This is a genomic window from Coleofasciculus sp. H7-2, assembly GCF_042747725.1.
Taxonomy (GTDB): domain Bacteria; phylum Cyanobacteriota; class Cyanobacteriia; order Cyanobacteriales; family FACHB-T130; genus FACHB-T130.
This window is the reverse complement of record NZ_JBHZGO010000015.1, coordinates 26,329-44,025: the sequence shown is the minus strand read 5'-3', so window position 1 is coordinate 44,025 and position 17,697 is coordinate 26,329. Positions and strand designations below refer to the sequence as shown.

General features: G+C 42.8%; 20 protein-coding genes. 4 read left to right on the top strand and 16 right to left on the bottom strand.

Translation table 11 applies throughout. The annotated features are described in order from the left end of the window. Positions 1-229 precede the first annotated feature (229 nt). The gene (locus tag ACFW2W_RS02650) at positions 230-865 is read left to right on the top strand and encodes a pentapeptide repeat-containing protein (protein WP_378172967.1); all 636 of its coding nucleotides are present in this window, start codon (positions 230-232) and stop codon (positions 863-865) included. Positions 866-1,184: 319 nt separating this feature from the next. On the opposite strand, the gene ACFW2W_RS02645 is transcribed toward ACFW2W_RS02650, so the two are convergent. The 13 genes from ACFW2W_RS02645 to ACFW2W_RS02585 form a co-directional block, all read right to left on the bottom strand. Continuing rightward, positions 1,185-1,499, bottom strand: coding sequence for a hypothetical protein (locus ACFW2W_RS02645; protein ID WP_378172964.1), 315 nt, complete (start codon positions 1,497-1,499; stop codon positions 1,185-1,187). 52 nt (positions 1,500-1,551) lie between these two features. Beyond that, the gene (locus tag ACFW2W_RS02640; RefSeq protein ID WP_378172962.1) at positions 1,552-2,307 is read right to left on the bottom strand and encodes a TIGR04283 family arsenosugar biosynthesis glycosyltransferase; all 756 of its coding nucleotides are present in this window, start codon (positions 2,305-2,307) and stop codon (positions 1,552-1,554) included. An 82-nt stretch (positions 2,308-2,389) separates the two neighbouring features. Next, positions 2,390-3,271: a M48 family metalloprotease gene (locus tag ACFW2W_RS02635; RefSeq protein ID WP_378172959.1), complete on the bottom strand. Its 882-nt coding sequence runs from the start codon at positions 3,269-3,271 to the stop codon at positions 2,390-2,392. Positions 3,272-3,430: 159 nt separating this feature from the next. Then, on the bottom strand, positions 3,431-4,594 hold the full coding sequence (locus tag ACFW2W_RS02630; RefSeq protein ID WP_378172956.1) for a nucleotidyltransferase family protein: 1,164 nt from the start codon (positions 4,592-4,594) through the stop codon (positions 3,431-3,433). Between the two features lie 14 nt (positions 4,595-4,608). Continuing rightward, entirely contained in the window at positions 4,609-5,523 is a 915-nt protein-coding gene (locus tag ACFW2W_RS02625) for an SMP-30/gluconolactonase/LRE family protein (RefSeq protein ID WP_378172954.1), read from the bottom strand. Between the two features lie 76 nt (positions 5,524-5,599). Continuing rightward, positions 5,600-6,490 (bottom strand): SDR family NAD(P)-dependent oxidoreductase, encoded by an 891-nt coding sequence (locus ACFW2W_RS02620; RefSeq protein WP_378172951.1) that lies wholly within the window; start codon positions 6,488-6,490, stop codon positions 5,600-5,602. Positions 6,491-6,498: 8 nt separating this feature from the next. Then, entirely contained in the window at positions 6,499-7,206 is a 708-nt protein-coding gene (locus tag ACFW2W_RS02615) for a glycosyltransferase family 2 protein (RefSeq protein ID WP_378172948.1), read from the bottom strand. Between the two features lie 2 nt (positions 7,207-7,208). Continuing rightward, positions 7,209-7,928, bottom strand: coding sequence for a glycosyltransferase (locus ACFW2W_RS02610; protein ID WP_378172945.1), 720 nt, complete (start codon positions 7,926-7,928; stop codon positions 7,209-7,211). After that, positions 7,928-8,698, bottom strand: a complete 771-nt coding sequence (locus ACFW2W_RS02605; protein WP_378172943.1) for a glycosyltransferase family 2 protein — start codon at positions 8,696-8,698, stop codon at positions 7,928-7,930. Before ACFW2W_RS02605 ends, ACFW2W_RS02610 begins: the two co-directional genes overlap by 1 nt. Positions 8,699-8,701: 3 nt before the next feature. Beyond that, on the bottom strand, positions 8,702-9,784 hold the full coding sequence (locus tag ACFW2W_RS02600; protein ID WP_378172940.1) for a serine kinase: 1,083 nt from the start codon (positions 9,782-9,784) through the stop codon (positions 8,702-8,704). A gap of 109 nt (positions 9,785-9,893) precedes the next feature. Beyond that, positions 9,894-10,355: a PqqD family protein gene (locus ACFW2W_RS02595; protein WP_378172937.1), complete on the bottom strand. Its 462-nt coding sequence runs from the start codon at positions 10,353-10,355 to the stop codon at positions 9,894-9,896. Positions 10,356-10,658: 303 nt separating this feature from the next. Next, the gene (locus ACFW2W_RS02590) at positions 10,659-11,918 is read right to left on the bottom strand and encodes a nucleotidyltransferase family protein (protein WP_378172935.1); all 1,260 of its coding nucleotides are present in this window, start codon (positions 11,916-11,918) and stop codon (positions 10,659-10,661) included. Between the two features lie 458 nt (positions 11,919-12,376). Then, entirely contained in the window at positions 12,377-12,712 is a 336-nt protein-coding gene (locus ACFW2W_RS02585; RefSeq protein ID WP_378172932.1) for a carbon dioxide-concentrating mechanism protein CcmK, read from the bottom strand. Between the two features lie 71 nt (positions 12,713-12,783). Between ACFW2W_RS02585 and ACFW2W_RS02580 the strand changes: the two genes are divergently transcribed. Beyond that, positions 12,784-12,912, top strand: coding sequence for a hypothetical protein (locus ACFW2W_RS02580; protein ID WP_378172929.1), 129 nt, complete (start codon positions 12,784-12,786; stop codon positions 12,910-12,912). An 18-nt stretch (positions 12,913-12,930) separates the two neighbouring features. Here the strand turns inward: ACFW2W_RS02580 and ACFW2W_RS02575 are convergent, their stop codons facing one another. Beyond that, complete coding sequence (locus ACFW2W_RS02575) at positions 12,931-13,242, bottom strand: carbon dioxide-concentrating mechanism protein CcmK (RefSeq protein ID WP_378172927.1); 312 nt, start codon at positions 13,240-13,242, stop codon at positions 12,931-12,933. 89 nt (positions 13,243-13,331) lie between these two features. Between ACFW2W_RS02575 and ACFW2W_RS02570 the strand changes: the two genes are divergently transcribed. Beyond that, positions 13,332-13,469 (top strand): hypothetical protein, encoded by a 138-nt coding sequence (locus ACFW2W_RS02570; protein WP_378172924.1) that lies wholly within the window; start codon positions 13,332-13,334, stop codon positions 13,467-13,469. A 257-nt stretch (positions 13,470-13,726) separates the two neighbouring features. On the opposite strand, the gene ACFW2W_RS02565 is transcribed toward ACFW2W_RS02570, so the two are convergent. Next, positions 13,727-14,581 carry a sulfurtransferase gene (locus ACFW2W_RS02565; protein WP_378172921.1) on the bottom strand — a complete coding sequence of 285 codons (855 nt, stop codon included), beginning with the start codon at positions 14,579-14,581 and terminating at the stop codon, positions 13,727-13,729. 67 nt (positions 14,582-14,648) lie between these two features. After that, complete coding sequence (locus ACFW2W_RS02560; protein WP_378172919.1) at positions 14,649-15,530, bottom strand: alpha/beta fold hydrolase; 882 nt, start codon at positions 15,528-15,530, stop codon at positions 14,649-14,651. A gap of 200 nt (positions 15,531-15,730) precedes the next feature. Between ACFW2W_RS02560 and ACFW2W_RS02555 the strand changes: the two genes are divergently transcribed. Beyond that, on the top strand, positions 15,731-17,632 hold the full coding sequence (locus ACFW2W_RS02555; protein ID WP_378172916.1) for a tetratricopeptide repeat protein: 1,902 nt from the start codon (positions 15,731-15,733) through the stop codon (positions 17,630-17,632). Positions 17,633-17,697 lie beyond the last annotated feature (65 nt).

Sequence of the window (17,697 nt, the reverse complement as noted above, 5' to 3'; positions counted from 1 at the left end):
CTTTGAGAGAGTCTAAATCTAGAAGCTCTGTTAGAATTTTAATATCTCTTTTGCTAGCCATAGCTGTAAATTCACCTAAAAATACTATGCTTATATTTATAGTTAATAAAAAATAGTCTTTACATGTTAATCTGTTCAATCTTTTTAGTAACTTTTTGAGATATTTTTTAATGTTTTTTCTAATTATAACTAATGTTTTGGCATAAAAAGTACTGAAGAGCCAAATTCTTTGATTGGACAGGCACTGGGTGGCGCTGATACTGTCAGTCTCGTGGTTGCCTTAGTTCTATTTATTAAGGAAGCTCCCGATCGCAGAAAACAATTTCACTACCAAGCTTGGAGTACGGTTGATGCATCGCATGGCGTAAAAGTTAGTTATGCAAGAATTCTGGCATTGCAAGATTTGAATGAGGATGGTGTTTCTCTTAGAGGTTTGGATTCTCCTGGTGCAGAGTTAGTAGATATTAATCTTCCTAAAGCCAATTTGAGTCGAGCGAATTTGAGTGAAACCGATCTCAGTAATGCCAATCTGAGTCACGCAAACTTCGATAATGCTAACCTCAGTCAGGCAAAACTGAGTGGTGCCAATCTCAGTCATGCCCATTTAAGTTTTATTCGCTTAAATCAGGCTAATCTCAGTAGCGCTAATCTCAGTAACACTAACTTAATTTGTGCGGACTTGAGTAATGCCAATCTGAGCGGTGCTAATTTGAGAAATGCAAGTTTGAGTGGTTCTAACCTAGATAGTGCTTACCTAAGTGGTGCAAATCTCAAAGGTGCTAAAGTCAGCATTTCTGAACTGAAGGCGGCTTTTCTTGAAGGTGCTATCATGCCAGACGGCTCAAAATATCAGTCGCAGAATTAGGCTCAAGAGTAGCAGGACAGATAGGATTTATCTCAAGAAAACTCCAAAGCCGTAGTCACGTCTAAATTTCTATGATTAAATCTATCGGTTCATAGTCAAAGCCAATGAACACCACGAAGGCGAATGAAATTCTCCAACGGTATGGCGACCAAGATAGAAACTTTCAAAATCTGGAGATCAGTCGCATTAACCTGAGTCGGGTTGACCTGCGTGGAGCCGATTTTAGCCAAAGTGCCCGTCGCATTCACTTCCTCCTAAATTTCTACCCAACGCCGCGCCCGATCCTCCTGTTCCCATTCCTGGTCAATTGCAAGGAAGCTCATACGCTGGCGGGATCGTTGGGGACATTTGGTTTATCGGAGGGATTGCAACCATCGGCGTTTGTATTGGTCTCGCCACGCCACAGTCGCCCAGGAATATTATCCCATCTCCACAGTTCCATCGCCAGTATGCGAATGGTGCATTTGTTTACTAGAAAACTATCATAAACTTTGTAGTAATCACCAACTACAAGGGCACTGTTGTAGTCATCCAGGTCTATTGCAACTTCTTCCAAACAGCATACACTTGGGGTTTTGCGTCGTTCAACGATCTGTTCGACTAGATGCTCGGAAACAAACTGTAGACACTTCATTTTTCTTTCTTAATGTTTGTTCTACAAACAGATTTTAAAAACTAATGACTAATTAGCGGATTTCCTCATAGAACTTCTTGAGGTAAGTTGCTTCAACTCCGATACCCCAAAGAAAGCCAATGTAGAGGTATATTGCTGTAGCTTTAAGAGAACCCCATTTTGCCACACGGCGATCGCTACTTTGGACAATGCGATTTACTTGGCGAATCCGTCCTCGTTTCACCAGCTTCAGGCACAAGTCCGCTTCCTCCATAATCGGTAATGCTACATCAAATCCGCCACACTCCCAGAAATCAGCGCGGCGACAAAACATTACCTGATCGCCAAATAATAATCGCAAACCCTTAAAAAACAAACAAGGTCGGAAAAGTAGCGGCGCGTAGTAAGTTTTGAGGTAATTGTGCAGCGACACTCCCCAGCGCGTCGTCTGGGAACCTGCCATCAGAGAAATAAACCCGCCGCCAGCAACGGCTGGATCGGCTAAAGTTTGCTCAACCACTGCCACAAAGTCATCTGGAACCGAGGTATCTGCGTGCAGAAAGCACAGGATATCCCCCGTCGCCGCCTCTGCGCCTCGGTTCATCTGCACCGAACGCCCGCGCTCCTTGGAAATGAGGACACGCGCTTGAGATGACGGTGCGATCGCTGGTAATATCTGCTGGGCGATCGCAACCGTCTCATCTTCACTTTTGCCATCTACCACCAGCACTTCCCACGCAGGAGGCGCAAGCAAACTCAGCTGTCGCAGGGTGCGTTCCAGACACGTCGCCTCATTCAGCGTGGGAATAATAATCGAAACGCGAGACATCTCCTCTTTAGCATCCTCATTCAATAAAAAAAACCGGCGTTACCACCGGCTAAAATCAAGCATCACCAGCACAGCTTGCACATTATGCGATCGATGGAGTCATTTGCTTTTGTTGCTGAGCCAATTCTACGAGACGACGAATCCGATCCTCAGTCGGGGGATGGGTACGGAAAAGAGATTGCAACCCTTTTGTCGAAATAGGATTGACAATCAGTAGCGGCGACATCGCTGGATTGCCGTTCATCGGAATCTGATGACCCATTGCCTCCAGCTTCTCCAACGCACTGGCAAGCGCCAAAGGATTCCCCGTGATTTCAGCCGAACCCAAGTCAGCAGAAAACTCCCTAGTGCGGGAAATCGCAAACTGGATCAGCGCCGCAGCAACCGGAGCCAAAACGATTAGAAACAAGGCACCCAAAGCGTTTCCCCCTCGACGGTCATCGCGGGTGACAGGGCCGTAAAGCGCTCCAAACGTCAGAATCCGTCCAGCAAATGTAATTGCTCCAGCGATAGTGCCTGCAACCGCCTGAGTTAGAGTGTCGCGGTTTTTGACGTGGGTGAGTTCGTGAGCCAAAACACCTTCGAGTTCTTCGCGGGAGAGTAATTCTATAATCCCTTGAGTCACTGCCACAGACGCATGATCCGGATCTCGTCCGGTTGCAAAAGCATTGGGCGATTTAGTTGGCACTAAAAACAATTTCGGCATGGGAATCCCCGCCCTTTGGCTCAAAGAAGCTACCATATCGTAGAGTTCTGGAGCCTCCTGACGCTCTAGCGGTTTGGCGCGATACGCCATCAAGGCGGCTTGGTCGGAATAGTACCAGGAGCCAAAACTACTGAATGCAGCAAAAGCCAGACCTAAGTATAGCCCCTGCTCGTTGCCGACTAGATAATAGCCACCCAGAACCAGAAGACCGCTGAGGAGTCCCAGCAATGCTGCTGTCTTAATTTGGTTTCCAAACATGATGATTAGAAAGCAGTTGTTGAGGATTTTCTTTATTTGTTCTTAAGTTCTCAGATTTTGGAGTGTCTAAGCTCTATCTCATGTATGAAACTTGCCTCTTCCGGCTGGTAGGGAAATGTGTAACGGGCTACATCTCTTTTCAGGTGGAAGCGATCGCTATTACCAAATGAGCCTTTTTATACCCCGAATCATTGCTTGAAATGGAACTTCCCATAAGTGTTCCAAACCCCAGATATATTGTAGATATCTGGGAAAACCTAAAAATCTTAATTTAAAATTATCTGTATTTACTGTTCTTGAATATTGTAGATATCTGATTATCAAACGCTCGGAAGCTGATTTTTCTTTTCTACTCGTAAGCTGATATTCGCTGCGCTCAAATTTAGAAACAGGTAGATTTTGTACTTGTTGTAAAATCGACAGAGGGATTGGGGCATTGAGAATTTCAGGTAATTTTGCCAGTATATTTTGTAACGGCAAAATTAAGCGGTACTTTTGTGCCAGAGTCACCAGCCGGTTCCAATCAATTTCTGCTTGGTATGAATTGAGAAGTATTGCGGCATCAGCTAGCCGACTAATTGGAAAAACAAAATTATTCATTCCTCCATATACACAAACGTATAATAGCTGCTCGGTGGGATTTAAAACATAAGTTGATAAGTCATCCAGCTTGGTTAATATCGCACTATCCCAGAAATCCTTTTCAGCATCTTCTTGAAAACCATCTGCAAACAGATGCCAGCGAAGATTAAACTGTTGTTTTAATTCATTCTCAAATCCTAGAGTATGGAAGAAGGGTGTAATTGTATCTGGTATTTTTCCTTTGGCTCTCCAGCCACTTTTTTGTAACAGAGTTACGGCTGCTAAAGCATCTGCTGGATGAACTAAAAAATCAAAATTATGTATCATCCGCAAGCCATAATCTTTGTAGTAATGTATATTCAAAGCTGCATCTTTGAGCAATATTGTTTTGATACCATCCTTTTGAAAACAACTGATAATAGCTGCGACTTGTTGCAACAAAACTTGGTTTTCACACCATGTACGTCGGTAAACTCCCTTCAGTCTTGCCATATGCAGATCCGTCACGTCATGTGCGGATAAGTTGCGATAAAGTAAAGGCAGCAACCGATAGGATTCTACATCGAGAGCCTCAATATCGGCAGATGTTCTCCATTTATGCCAGGAATCCATTGCCTCTTCTCCCTGCAAAAGTGCTGCCCGCAACAGCAATGTTTGCTCGAAATTAGGCCAGCTACAGCTATAATTATTTTCTGAATTGAGATTATGCATTTCAGGTAATTTAGGATTTTTTCTAAGCATAATTTAATAATCAATTAAGGTAATTTCATGCCTGGAATGTTTACTCTAATTTTGTAAATCGAGGTGCAAGCCGTAATATAAAGGCTTTGCAAATCGTCATCTCCCCAAGCACAATTAGCTGGCACTTCCGGAGTAACAATTGTTCCTAAATGATTCCCTTCTGGATCGAAAACCCACACGCCTCCTGCACCTGTGCAGTAGATATGTCCTTGCACGTCTACTTTCATCCCATCAGGTAAACCAGGTTTCTTACCATTCATATTGTAAAAAATGCGACTGTTGGCAAGCGTGCCATCCGGTTGAACGTCGAATAATCGAATATGACGGCGTTCCGAATCGTCGATATAAAGCTTTTTTTCATCAGGTGAAAATGCTAATCCATTGGGTTTATCAAAATCGTCGGCTACTATAATAATTTCGTTGCCATCAGGCGAAAGGCGGTAAACTCCCTGAATCGGTTGTTCTTGCTGTTCGGGTTTGATGCCATAAGGCGGATCTGTGAAATAAATAGCACCGTCACTTTTGACAACTACATCATTGGGACTATTCAGGTTTTTACCTTGAAATTTATCGGCTAAGACAGTAATCGAACCATTTTTTTCGGTGCGGGTAACTCGGCGCGTGCCGTGTTCGCAAGCAATGAGTCGTCCCTGCTTATCTCTAGTCAACCCGTTGGAATTACGACTAGGCTCTCTAAAGACTATTACCTCATTCTTGGGGGTCAGTTTAAAGATTTTGTTAGCCGGAATATCACTAAATAGAATAGATTTTTCTTGGTTAAACCAAATTGGCCCTTCAGTAAATTGAAATCCGGTTGCCACCCGTTCGAGCTTTACTTTTTCAGGAAAAATAGTTTTAAAATTTTGATGCTTTGCCTCTAGACAACCAGAGGCTAATAGGGGTTTTATCCATTTCTCTATTAGAAACATTTTCCTTTTATTTTTCCTGAATATACTTATGAAAAATCCAAATCCAAGTAACAGAATAAAAACTAATAGAACTTTTCTACTGAGGTGGATGTTGGCTAACACGATAATTATATAATGACAGTCCTGCATCAATCTTTAACACTGTTCCCGTAGTAAATTCAGAAAAATATTCTGAGGCTAAATAAACAGCCGCTCGACCAATATAACGAGGACTAATTGAACTTTGATGCAGCGGCGTATATTTATCAGGGAGGGGAATTCCCTGGTCATCTTCCGCTACCCAACCGGGAGCTATTCCGTTCACTCTGATCCCATAGGCTGCTAAGTCGATAGCCAATTCTTCTATAATCATTCTTAAGGCAGCTTTTGAAGAACTATAACTAGGCCAACGTACAAGTGTCTCTTGGTGTAAAGAAGTAATAAATATAATAGTTCCCTGAATTTGCATATCTATCATCATGATTGAGATAAGCTTCGTTAGATACATGGGGCCGAAAACATTTGTATTAAAAGTTTTATGCCATTCTTCTAAATTCAGATTTTTTATGCCTATTGTTTCAAATTGAATGCCTGCATTGTTAATCAGTATATCAATAGTAATATTGTTCTGTACAAAGAAACTTTTTAAAGCATCTATATCTTCAATTTTTGTTATGTCAGATAAAAAACTTTTAACTTGAACTGAATAGCTAGTTAATTCTTGTTCTAATTTTTCACATCTTTCCTGATTAATTTCGGTGAAAAAAACATTTGCGCCTTGTTTAGCCATCTCAAGGGCAATGCTTCTGCCAATATTTTTACCAGCCCCAGTTATCAAAACATTTTTTCCTACTAACAGTTGATTATCTATTACCCTAGAAGTATCTACTTCTAGGATATGAATAATTGGCTTTGGAGGGATAGATGGAGATGGATTAATGAATGATTTTAAGGCGGCTTTTAAACGAGTTTTAAAATTGATTTGCATGACAATAACTATGAGTTCTTTACCTGCTCACCTGCGGCGCGTCGTCGGTCAAGAGAAGCTTTGAGAATTTTAATATATTCAGTTTGGAATTGCCTTTCTCTAATTCCCTTATTTGTTTTATGAATCCGTCGCTTTGCAACCAAATATGGTAACATTTTCATCCGAAGTTTTACTTCAACAGCACGTACATACCAACAGGCAAATTCGGCTAGATTCCACTTAGTTTCAAAAGAACCTACACGGAAAAAAGCATCTCGTTTTATCAGTAAGGCTGAGGGGATATGTCCCGATACTAACTCAGTAGGACAGTGGATTTTTGCCCTCATACTCTCCTCTAAGTCTGGGCTATAAAACTGTTCGACTAATCCGAATACTATATCTAGTTCAGGTTCGCTTTCAAAAGCTGTCATTTGACTTGCCAGTTTATCTTCTACCCACAAATCATCAGCATCGAGAAAAGCAAAGAAGTTGCCTTGTGATAATTCTATGCCGTGATTGCGGGCAGCAGCACTACCACTGTTAGTTTGAAAATAGTATCGTACTAATGAGCCAAAGCGTTTTGCGACTTCTGCACTACCATCCGTTGAACCATCGTCTACGACAATAATTTCTATGGGTTGATAGGTTTGAGCTAGTACGCTTTCGATAGCTTCAGCCAGATAGCGATCGCAGTTGTATACAGGAATAATAACGCTGACCAAAGAAGAACCGCTCATTTTTATTCTTTCTCCAGTTTTTGATGGCGTTTACGTTCGATTGATTGTTTCATAATCTTCAGTAAATTTTGGTTATTAACTGCTGAATTTAGTGAAAGATTTGTATTGTGGATGTGTTTATGAAGTAACACTTCAGCCATAACAGTCATTGAAATATTATTATCTTTAGCGCGAGAGAACCAATCAACATCTTCAGCCACCGTAAATTCAGGATTTAACTTGCCAATCGCTTCAAACAAAGTCTTTCGCGCTACCAAAGTTTCCATAATGCAACCGATATGCTCACCTTCAAGTAACTCTGGTCTAAATCCTGGTGGAATGGAATGCCCTTCCTCCAAAAAAAACTTGACTTTGGCAACTGTGTATTGGATTTCTGGATGTTGAATCATATAACTAACTTGGGTGCTTAATTTGTTAGGTGTCCAAGTATCGTCATGGGAAAGAAAAGCAATAAATTCTCCTCTAGCAGAATCAATTCCTTGATTATAAGCATCTGCAATTCCCTGAGTAGTTTGGCGGACATAGCGAACCTGCTGAAAAGATTTAGCAATATTTTCAGTGTTATCTATTGATTGACCATCCACAACAATAATTTCATAGGGTTCGTAAGTCTGAGCTAGAATGCTTTCAATGGCTCTTGTTAAGTAACGCTCTCCATTTTTGACAACTATAATTACACTGACTAGCGGTAAATTTTTGTTCGGGTTATTTTCTGCAACCATTACATTATTTTTGGGATTTCAGGAGAGGTACCAAGGTACTCATTAATCGGTATATCTGATAAGGAATTATTTTGAAAATTCCCACGTTTCCGGCATCGATCTAAATGGTTTTTGAAAATCCTTACAAACCCAAGTTCGACTAAATTTTTTCCTACTGTCATGTTATCTTTATGCTTGCGATAAAACAGGCTTACCTGTTCTAATATAACCTTTGAAATGCCCTTTTCCCACGCTCGGATAAACCAATCAATGTCTTCAGCATAATTGAGCGTTTCATCGAAAAAGCCAACTATATCAAAAACTGATTTTCTATAAATTGCACTTCCTAAATTAATATAGCTGTAAGGTTGGTAAGCAAGTTCAAAAAGGGGTTGATTGTTCACCGCCAGTTGAGATAGCTTCATTTGTTGAATTAATCCCTGAACAATCTTTACCGAGGGATTAGCTGCCAAATAATTAGCTTGAAGTTTAAGCTTATCTTCCGACCACAGATCGTCAACATCCAAGAAAGCGATCGCATCCCCTTTCGCTATCCTTAAACCACGGTTACGAGCCGCTGCTGGGCCGCTATTTTCCTGATAAACATAGTGGATACTATCTTTAGATCGCGCTGCTACTTCTGCTGTTCCATCAGTTGAGCCATCATCAACAATGATAATTTCTAAAGGTTGATAGTCCTGGTTTTTGACATTTTTAATGGCTTCTGAGAGATACTTCTCCCCGTTGTAAACCGGAATAATAACGCTAACGAATAATTGGTTATCGTCCATTGTTTATTGCTTTGTAATGAGGTTTAAAATCACTTCAGGAATTTCCCTTAAATCGGTGCCGAGTTCTAAGTAATAACAAGGAAGCTGGCTAACGATTTTCATCATCATCTGGCAAGCTTCCTTGCCAGCACCCGGTAGTTGTAGAATTGTACTCGGCGCAAGTGCTGCTAAGGCTGCTGCCGCCGAGGTCGGTTTCAAGGTGGTGTTTGTTTCCCCAGTAATGCGTGGGATTAAAATTGATCGGAGGGGAAAACTGGGCAATATTTTTTCGGGAAAATGGTCATTAATGAAATAAAGCGCTTTTTCCGAATCGAGGCGATCGCTATTGCTAATTGCCTTAGCGAGAAACGGCAATCTTTGAACATCATCGGCATTTTTTTTGCCAGTGCTGTAAATGCTAAAAACAGTTGGAGTGGGGTCAGAAGCAATCAAACTATAGTCGTCGCTGGCATAGAAAAGCTCAGAGTTAAGGCAGGTTAAAGCTGTAGTTGATTTACCAGACCCCCCTTTTCCGACTAGCAACACGCCGCCACTTGGCATTCCAACTGCACCCGCATGAACCAGTTGCAGTCCCCGCTTACTCATCCAGACGTTAAAAATTGTCCGTAGCGGAGAACCTGCTTCCCAGTAAGGAAGTTGTTCGGTTGTCTCAACCCAATAGATTCCCAGGTTGCGATCGCTATCTAAAATGCTTAACGCAAACGCACCCCATTGGAAACTCGTATGAATGCGTTCATTAGTAAACCCGATAATTTCCCCGCGCTTTGGATGATGATGATTTCTTTGCCAAGGTGGAGGCGGCATTACGGTGTTTGTCGAGGCACTATCCCACAAACAAACTGTCAGCGCTGGATCTGAAACAGGTTCTGTAGCTAAATGTCCTAAAGCTGGTGTCATGTAGGGAATTAAAGCTGAACCAGCAAAACGCAACCGAATTTTAAACCCGCCTAAGCAATAAAAACGGTCAATAGAACCAGATGCAGCCTCAGCTTTTTCGTATAGTTCATAAACTGTATTAAAAAAAGCTAAAGCGTCTTTCTGTTCTGTTTTGGTGGCAATCTCGGATGCCAATTCGTTAGTAATCATGTTGAAAAAAACTTAAGGAATTAGCTGAAACCTAGGGGCAAATCCTGACGACTGCCCCTTCCCAATACACTTTGAAGCTGACTGATAATGATGCCAAATGCTGATTTAATCAGACCTCAACTTTAACATTAGGCCAGCCCACCACCTCATTAACTTCATGGATGGGGTCTAAAGCCAGCAATTCTTCCATATCTGTGTATTTTTCTAAGCTTGGGGGTGAAAAAGTGAGCTTTTCCGGCTTACCGTTTGTTGTGGTTGGTAAGCTAGCTATATTTGAATCTTTCGACTCTTCTGTGCCGTCAAAGATAATTAGTTCTTCTTGCTGCAATCTGGCAATAAAATCATTGACAGTATTTTCAATATTTTGGCGATCGCCCTCGTAGCACTGAATTATTTTTTGGATAATATTGCTTTTGGAAGTACCTTTAATAATTTCTTCCCAAATATCAGCTCCAACTTTAACCAGACTATAATAATCTCCCTTATCCAAGTTGACGATTACAACTTCACCATCAATGGTTTCGTGGACAACCTTAGGAGCATTCACCTTGAAGATTTCTGAATGATTCATGATTATGGGGGGCTTCGAGTATATTACCAAGCTTTGTTTCGCTTATCTTAACCCTAAGCTAACCTTAAGATATTCTAATGTCAAGATATAAATAATTGGTTTTTATCATCAATATATAAATAATATAATTATCGGGCTTTTGCGAACAAATAACTATTTAATATCCTCAAGAATATCACAGCATAAATATTATGAGCTTTTGATTTAAACAGATTGGTAAAAAGCTCATAATATTTAATTTAAAATTGAAAAAATTTTATTTCTTTTCCAACACCATCTTCATTAAGGAAGAAATTTTATACTTTAAGCATGAAAATCATAACTTTTTTTCCTCAGCTTGAATCTTTTCAATACCTGCTCTCCTAATAGCCTGATTGGTCGCAGCAGATAGTAAAGGAAAGCTGGAAATTCCGCCAAGGGTAGTAGCAGCCAGTCGGTAGTAGTCGGCGTGATTGCTAAATTCAGAGAGTACCGCACCCTGTCAATCAGGCGTTCTCTGGCGTTTAAATGGAAGCGGGTGGTTGTCCCGTCTTTAACAGAACCGTCCGACGAACAAAAAAGCTGTTCGCATACTTCAGCCGCTAGCAATTCTACCGCTGGGTCAGCCTGAATCTTTTGCCAGACATCATCTGGCAAGGCAGTTCCCAGAAGACGATGTGCCAGCATTAAACCCAGAAACAACATTCGCTGACCGCCCTTGGCGCTAGCTTGCTGCATCAGTTTGCCCCAGTCTAGCTGTGGATGGCTGCGGATAAGTTCGGCTACGTCGCAGATTCTTGCCAGTTGTGTCCAGCAGTCTTTGGTTCCGTGTCCGCAGATAGTTAGCAACGAATTCTCTGGCGAGAGGTTGGGAACTGTCGTGCCAGCAATGGAGACAGGCTCAAGGTCATCCCACAATTCTTTAGAATCGATAGGAAAAGAAAAATACTTCGGCATCACTCCCCAGTGCAGTTCCACCAGCACTCCTTTCTGGTGGTTTCTAAATGGATAGGCAGCTTCGCGCACAAATTGATGAATATGAGGCGAAGTCACAAAAGCTGCTTCCTGTTCTTGAGTCACTTCGATGCGCTCGATTTTCATCTGGTATCCTTGAGACAAAAACAGCGCCTTTGCACGTTCGATGTCTCTTTTTTGCACCAGGATGTCTAAATCCCAGAACTGTCTTCTCAACAAATTGCCGTAGGCACAAGCGGCTAAAACTGGCCCTTTGAAAGGTAGAACCGGGATTCCTTGTGCTTCAAATAGATTCACGAGTCTAACCAGTTCGCCGCTCAAAAACAGGCTGCGTCGAGTTAGGATTTGAAAATCAGCCCGCAACTTAGTCAGAATGTTCTTGGGAACCGCTTCCGGACAGGTGCTGTTTAGATTCCAATACAAAAGCGGCATCACCTTATGCTCAGTCGCCATTTGGATCAGTTCTGCCCAATCTAGGTGATTTTCCTGAAGTAGAGTGACTAGCCGCTCAACTTTTTCCAATTCCATCTGAGCGCTGGCACAGATTAGCAGCACTTCGATTTCAGGGCGAGTCCCTACCGATGAAGCTTTAGCAGGTAATGTTTGCAATATCTGACTCCACTAATTTGGCTAAGTCTGGTAATAATATTCACAATTAGTCAATTTTTATATACAAATAGGGCAAAATTTGTGTAATTTTGATGAAAATATATTGAATTTTAGTAAAGATTTAGTAATTTCCAATTTTTGCTAGTGTTTGTACGATGGTAGTGTCACGAAATTTTCGCTATACGAAACTCCTAATTTTAGAACCCTGACTAATCAAGGGTTTGAGAAATTGCCTCTAGGGTGAGGCGAAAAACTAATCACCGCTAACCAGTTGTAAGAGCTATGTTTTCTCCTTTTTAAGGAAAGAGCAAGTCTTATCCAAGAAATATTGCTAAAAAAACCCATTTTCTTGAAGAAAACGGGTTGTAATAGCAGCTTTGATTTTGGGCGATCGCTTGCAGGCAGTCTTTCTACTCAGCAGGCGCTGCGATCGCGCCTTTCGCTAACAGCTGTTTCCACTACCTGTATACTATGGGTTGTTCGACAGCATCTCGGAACTGTTGCACTTCTTCAGTGAAGCCTATTGGCAGAACGCTGACGACATTTTCATGGGGACGGGGAATGATCACCCAGGATTCTACAGCACCACCATGAACTTTTTCTACGGCAGCAATTCCCGCCTCCATTGAAGTTTTCACTTCTGAAACATCCCCCCGAATATTGACAGTAAAACGGGCGCTACCAACTCGGATATAGCCGACTAGGGTAACTCTTCCAGCTTTAACCATCGCATCTGCCGCTGCTAGGACAGCAGGAAAGCCTTTTGTTTCTATCGATCCAACTGCCTGTGGCATTGGCTATCTATCTCCTGAATCTAAATTTAATTGAGTTACGTGGAGCTAAGAACTAATTGTACGAATTTTCGATGCACCTTTTGATGGAAATGCCCCTTGCCTTTACTTTCCAGCTTTTTGACTTGACAAAAGAGCAAACAATCGGGTGGACAAAATCCCAAGAATTGCTGGGATGGCTGGCAATGTCCGCCCAAAATTAAGTTACTGTTGTTAACCAACTACGACATACGGAACTGTTCAACTTTCTGGGTAAAATGAATGGGCATAACCATTTCAACATTTTCAGTAGGATTGGGGATGATGTAGTGGGAGATGACTTGACCTCCGTAGACTGTCTCTGCGGCTTTAATCCCAGCAGTAACAGCGATGTTGACTTCAGAAACTTTTCCCCGAACGGAAACCATAAAGTTCCCTTTTTCTACAAGTCCATAATGAACCAGCGTGACTGCACCAGCTTTAACCATTGCGTCTGCTGCTGCTAGTACAGCTGGGAATCCTAACGTTTCGATCGTTCCCACTGCCTGTGGCATAAAATCAGTTCCTCCAGTCCCAGCAATATTCCCAGCAATATTTCATTGTACGAGGCTTCTGATAATATTTTTGATTTGAGATTTAAGATTTGTGCTTCTGGAGACAAAGCGAGAAGCGCGGCTGCGGGCAGTATACGCTAGCTGTTGTCGTTCAGATGCTGCGAAGATGGCGATCGCTACCCTTAATAGAAGGCATCCTAGATGTCGATAGGCTAGAAGTGGAATGATTGAGTGGGTGAAGATGTCAGCATAATTATCCAACTGAAGCAGCGACTAAAATCACCTTAGATGCGTTTGTCCTATCAACCCTCCCAGATGCAGGATGGAAAGCGAACACTAAAAAAAAACGACTTAAAATTTTATGATTTGAGCGCGGATAGGTGGTGGCATAAAGATGATAAAATATTATTAAATTTATGGATAATTAGAGGAGCTTAATTATTTGTAACCTGGTTAGAGCGGAAGCTAGGTTAATTTAGTTTTCCTACTTATGTTCAGATTCTAGAGGATAATTATTTGCTGGAGAAGCTGACCATTCCCACATTGAACCCGCATAATTTTTCACATTATTAAATCCTAAATCAACAAGTACAGCAGTCAAAAAAGCTGAGCGGATGCCGCCCGTACAATAAGTAATAATAGGAGTATGACGCTGAATTCCTAATCTTTTTAACTTATTAATAATCTGGTCACGAGGCAGCAAATTACCCTGGGCATCTTTCAAATCTTGGAAGTAGAAATGCACGGCACCAGGGAGATGTCCTCCTCGCTGTTCGCCGTAAGAGGGAGTTCCTGCATATTCCCTCGCTTCGCGGGCATCAACTACAATCAAATCTGGGGATATATCTTTTGCTGCAAGATTGGCTTTGAGTTCATCGCGCTGAATTTCCCATAACGAAGTTCGCTGCATAACAAAATCGCCAGGATTGGGTTGAGTCACGCCCCAAACAATCGGTACACCTGCGTTAACAAGTGCTGAATGTCCCCCATCGACAAATACTGCTTGTGAATGCCCTAGAGTGCGTAACATCCAAACAATACGCCCTTCTTCGCCAAAATTGTGAACTGGATTGCCAACGACAACGACAGGTTTATTGTTGCAAATGCCGACAGCGCGAAGTTTTTCTGACAAAATTTCTGGATTGTCAATCAATTTCCCCTTATGCGGTGATTGTTGTTGCGAGAATTGCTGCCAAGTGACATGAACAGCACCAGAAATATGCCCAAGCAACCAGGAAATTTGATTGCGAACATCCAGAATTGTCGCCCCCTGTTCAATCAATTGCCGCGCTTCTTCTGAACTGACTACCCACCGATTGCAGAGAAAATCCTGATTCATAACTTTAACGCTACCCTTACCATTCAAATTCCTTTGCGTACCTTTGCGTTAAAAATAAATCCTACAATCACCCAAAAGCCAAAATATGCTTAGCGGTAATCTCCGGCTGTTCAAATTGAGGAACGTGCCCGCAATTCTCGATCCAAATTAGTTGAGAATGAGCGATCGCTCTCTTAAACTTATGGGCATCGTCTGTACCCAACATATCATCAGACTCACCCCACAGAATCAGCGTCCGCTTATCAATTTGAGGAATTTTATCTGCCAAATCCCCGTAACCACCACTTTTCATAAACGCGATTATAGCCTCGTGCCAACCGGGCATTTCCATGTGCAGCGCCGCACACCGAATCGCCTCAATTGCAGTCGGTTCCAAGTTACCAAAAGTGCTGCCCCATAACAGCGCTTGGAGTTTGCGCTGACGCCAATATTCTACTGCCAGAAAGTCTAAGGGAGGAAATAGATAAGAGGCAAGCGGGAAGCTACCACTGAAACCCACACTGTTAATTAAAACCAGCTTTTTGACAGCGTGCGGGTAAGTGAGGGTGAAGTCAATTGCTGCTGCACCTCCCATCGAAGCGCCTACCAACATGACTGGCACTTGGATGTAAGTTTTCCAGAAGTAATACAGGTGCGTCTTGATGGCGTCGGGGTTATACAAAATTCCCTGCACTCGATCTGTAAAGCCAAATCCCAACAAATCTAACGTCCACGTTTCATTTTGGGCGGCGAGTAGTGGCAGCAAGCAGCGGAACTCCAGCACCGAACTATCAAAACCTGGTAGTAACAGAATTGGGGTGCCGCCGTTCCCCTGATGGACGTAAGCTGTAGCTATCGGTTGTGGCGAGAGAGAAGTTTTAATCGCCTGACGCTCAATTTTTTGGGCAAGGGCGATGGATGCGGACTCGCGCAACTGCTGAACTTGGGAGGGTAGAAAATCGGCAAACATCAGCGTTAGTGTTTCTCCACGCTTTTTAGGATGCGAACTAAGTAAATTATTCAGTACACTGCAAAGTAAATGAGTTATTTTCTCCCCTCTTAAAAAAGAAAGGTAAGCCCTAACCCTCCTTCCCTGCAAGGAAGAGGGATCAAAACAGAGGGAGAAGTGAACCGAACCGTATTGCCTACAATTCCACTTAACCACTCCCCATGACAGACTCTCTGCCTTTGCGCGATCGCTACTTACAATTAATCGACCAAATTGTGCAAACCACCCTCAAAGGGCAGATTCGCTCAAAAGAGCAGGTGTATAAAATGGTCGTCAAGGATGTGACTCCGGGTACGGGCGAAATTTTCGAGCGAGTTTTAGAAGAAACCTTAAGCGCCACCCAGCAACAGGTGGACACTCAAAAGGATGAAATGAAGCTTGCCAAGGCGACTCGTACCTTGAGGGCGATGCAGACGATTCGGGGAGAATGGGAACGGGCGCAGGAAAAAAATCGGGCGACGGATGCGATCGCTACCTCTGTTCAACAAATTATCGCTTCTCCACCAGACGACAAGCTAGCGGCTTTATTACGGGTTATCGACCCTAATTTAGCGCAAGTTTTGAACTTATCGCAGTTGGCATCTGCACTGAAGCAACAAGCGCCAGAAATTACCCATCCCGAACAAGATCGAGATGTGCAGCAACTTGCTGAAGGTCTTGCCCGTGGCTTAGAATCTTGGCAACGCTTGGAAGGGCACCTGGTAAGCTGGATCTACGACCAAAACCGCTCGTTAGGATTTGAAGGCACACCGGCGCAAAATGGCCCTTGGGCAGTCTGGGAAAAACAAGTCAATAGCCCCTATCCTCAGGCATTATTCCACACGCTTGCCCTCAACGAATCATTAACCGAATTAGTAGCAAAACAACCGCCTGACTTAATTTCCTTGGTTGAGTTAGCGGTAATTTTGCAATACTTGCAGCGGGGATTGGCGAACTGGTTTGACAAACTGGTTTACGACTCCAAAGTGGGCGCGAAGCTGTCGATTTCCACTTTTCTGACTTTTGCCGTTATTTGGTCGCAGTTAGCGAATGGCTTGAATCAGGCAACAATTCTCAATTCTACTTCACGCGAACCCCTGGAAGGGGTCGTCCCCTTGGGACATCGCTTGGTGAATGGCTGTTTTCAAATTACCCTACAAATCCTCAGAACCTTTTCACAGCGGCAATACTTCCCCCTCTACGGTGGCATTTTCGCCTCATTTTCCGGCGCATATCTCCGCACGACCCTTGACTATCTAGATGCACCGCTGCGACAAGTCGAAGGAACTCAAGAAAAAGCTCGAATTTTGACATTAGTGGGCTATTCCCAGCGGGCGCAAGGTCGATATGCAGAAGCGATCGCATTTCATGAGCAAGCCTTAGAAATCGCCAGAAATGCAGGCGATCGCCCTTGTGAAATTGCCAATTTTAATCACCTCAGTCGCACCTACGTCGCGCAAAAAAACTATGCCGAAGCCATCAGCTATAGCCAACGGGCATTAATTCTCTCTCGTCAAACGGGAGATAGATTAGGAGAAGCCAACGCCCTCGCCAATCTCGGCTACAGTGAAGTCTTCCAAGCTCAACAATTAGAACAAGTAGAACCCGAAATTTACGAGACAGCCATCAACTATTTGCAACAAGGATTGCAGTTATCAGAACGATTAGGAGACGGTCAAAGTAAAGCCCTTTGTTGCAGCAGTTTGGGAATCGCCCTCTTAATTGTGCAACAACCCCAAGAAGCCATCAAATACCTAGAATCCGGCTTACAAGCCGCGCAATTTTCCGGGGATTTATACCTACAAGGACGAAACTTAGCTTACTTATCCGAAGCTCACTATAGTCTGCAAAACATAGATAAAACAATCATGACAGGTAGCCTAGGAATGTATCTCCTAGAGCAAATTGCTGCTGAAGAGTGGCGGAAAACCGCAGGCTTACTCACCATCTTGCAGGGACAAATGGGAGCAGAAGCCTTCCAGAAAAAATTGCAACAATCGCGCCCACAAATTATCGCCCTCATCGGCGTCGATGGCTACGATTATATTCCCCAAATTTTAGAACAATACAAACAATCCATGTAACCCTCTCACCCCTCTTCCTTGGCGTACCTCTGCGCTTACCTTTGCGTACCGAAAGCGTTTAAAAA

Coding starts and splice junctions, on each gene's coding strand:
- ACFW2W_RS02645 (WP_378172964.1), bottom strand. CDS start 1,499: ATGAAGTGTCTACAGTTTGTTTCCGAGCATCTAGTCGAACAGATCGTT.
- ACFW2W_RS02640 (WP_378172962.1), bottom strand. CDS start 2,307: ATGTCTCGCGTTTCGATTATTATTCCCACGCTGAATGAGGCGACGTGT.
- ACFW2W_RS02635 (WP_378172959.1), bottom strand. CDS start 3,271: ATGTTTGGAAACCAAATTAAGACAGCAGCATTGCTGGGACTCCTCAGC.
- ACFW2W_RS02630 (WP_378172956.1), bottom strand. CDS start 4,594: ATGCTTAGAAAAAATCCTAAATTACCTGAAATGCATAATCTCAATTCA.
- ACFW2W_RS02625 (WP_378172954.1), bottom strand. CDS start 5,523: ATGTTTCTAATAGAGAAATGGATAAAACCCCTATTAGCCTCTGGTTGT.
- ACFW2W_RS02620 (WP_378172951.1), bottom strand. CDS start 6,490: ATGCAAATCAATTTTAAAACTCGTTTAAAAGCCGCCTTAAAATCATTC.
- ACFW2W_RS02615 (WP_378172948.1), bottom strand. CDS start 7,206: ATGAGCGGTTCTTCTTTGGTCAGCGTTATTATTCCTGTATACAACTGC.
- ACFW2W_RS02610 (WP_378172945.1), bottom strand. CDS start 7,928: ATGGTTGCAGAAAATAACCCGAACAAAAATTTACCGCTAGTCAGTGTA.
- ACFW2W_RS02605 (WP_378172943.1), bottom strand. CDS start 8,698: ATGGACGATAACCAATTATTCGTTAGCGTTATTATTCCGGTTTACAAC.
- ACFW2W_RS02600 (WP_378172940.1), bottom strand. CDS start 9,784: ATGATTACTAACGAATTGGCATCCGAGATTGCCACCAAAACAGAACAG.
- ACFW2W_RS02595 (WP_378172937.1), bottom strand. CDS start 10,355: ATGAATCATTCAGAAATCTTCAAGGTGAATGCTCCTAAGGTTGTCCAC.
- ACFW2W_RS02585 (WP_378172932.1), bottom strand. CDS start 12,712: ATGCCACAGGCAGTTGGATCGATAGAAACAAAAGGCTTTCCTGCTGTC.
- ACFW2W_RS02580 (WP_378172929.1), top strand. CDS start 12,784: ATGCACCTTTTGATGGAAATGCCCCTTGCCTTTACTTTCCAGCTTTTT.
- ACFW2W_RS02575 (WP_378172927.1), bottom strand. CDS start 13,242: ATGCCACAGGCAGTGGGAACGATCGAAACGTTAGGATTCCCAGCTGTA.
- ACFW2W_RS02565 (WP_378172921.1), bottom strand. CDS start 14,581: ATGAATCAGGATTTTCTCTGCAATCGGTGGGTAGTCAGTTCAGAAGAA.
- ACFW2W_RS02560 (WP_378172919.1), bottom strand. CDS start 15,530: ATGTTTGCCGATTTTCTACCCTCCCAAGTTCAGCAGTTGCGCGAGTCC.
- ACFW2W_RS02555 (WP_378172916.1), top strand. CDS start 15,731: ATGACAGACTCTCTGCCTTTGCGCGATCGCTACTTACAATTAATCGAC.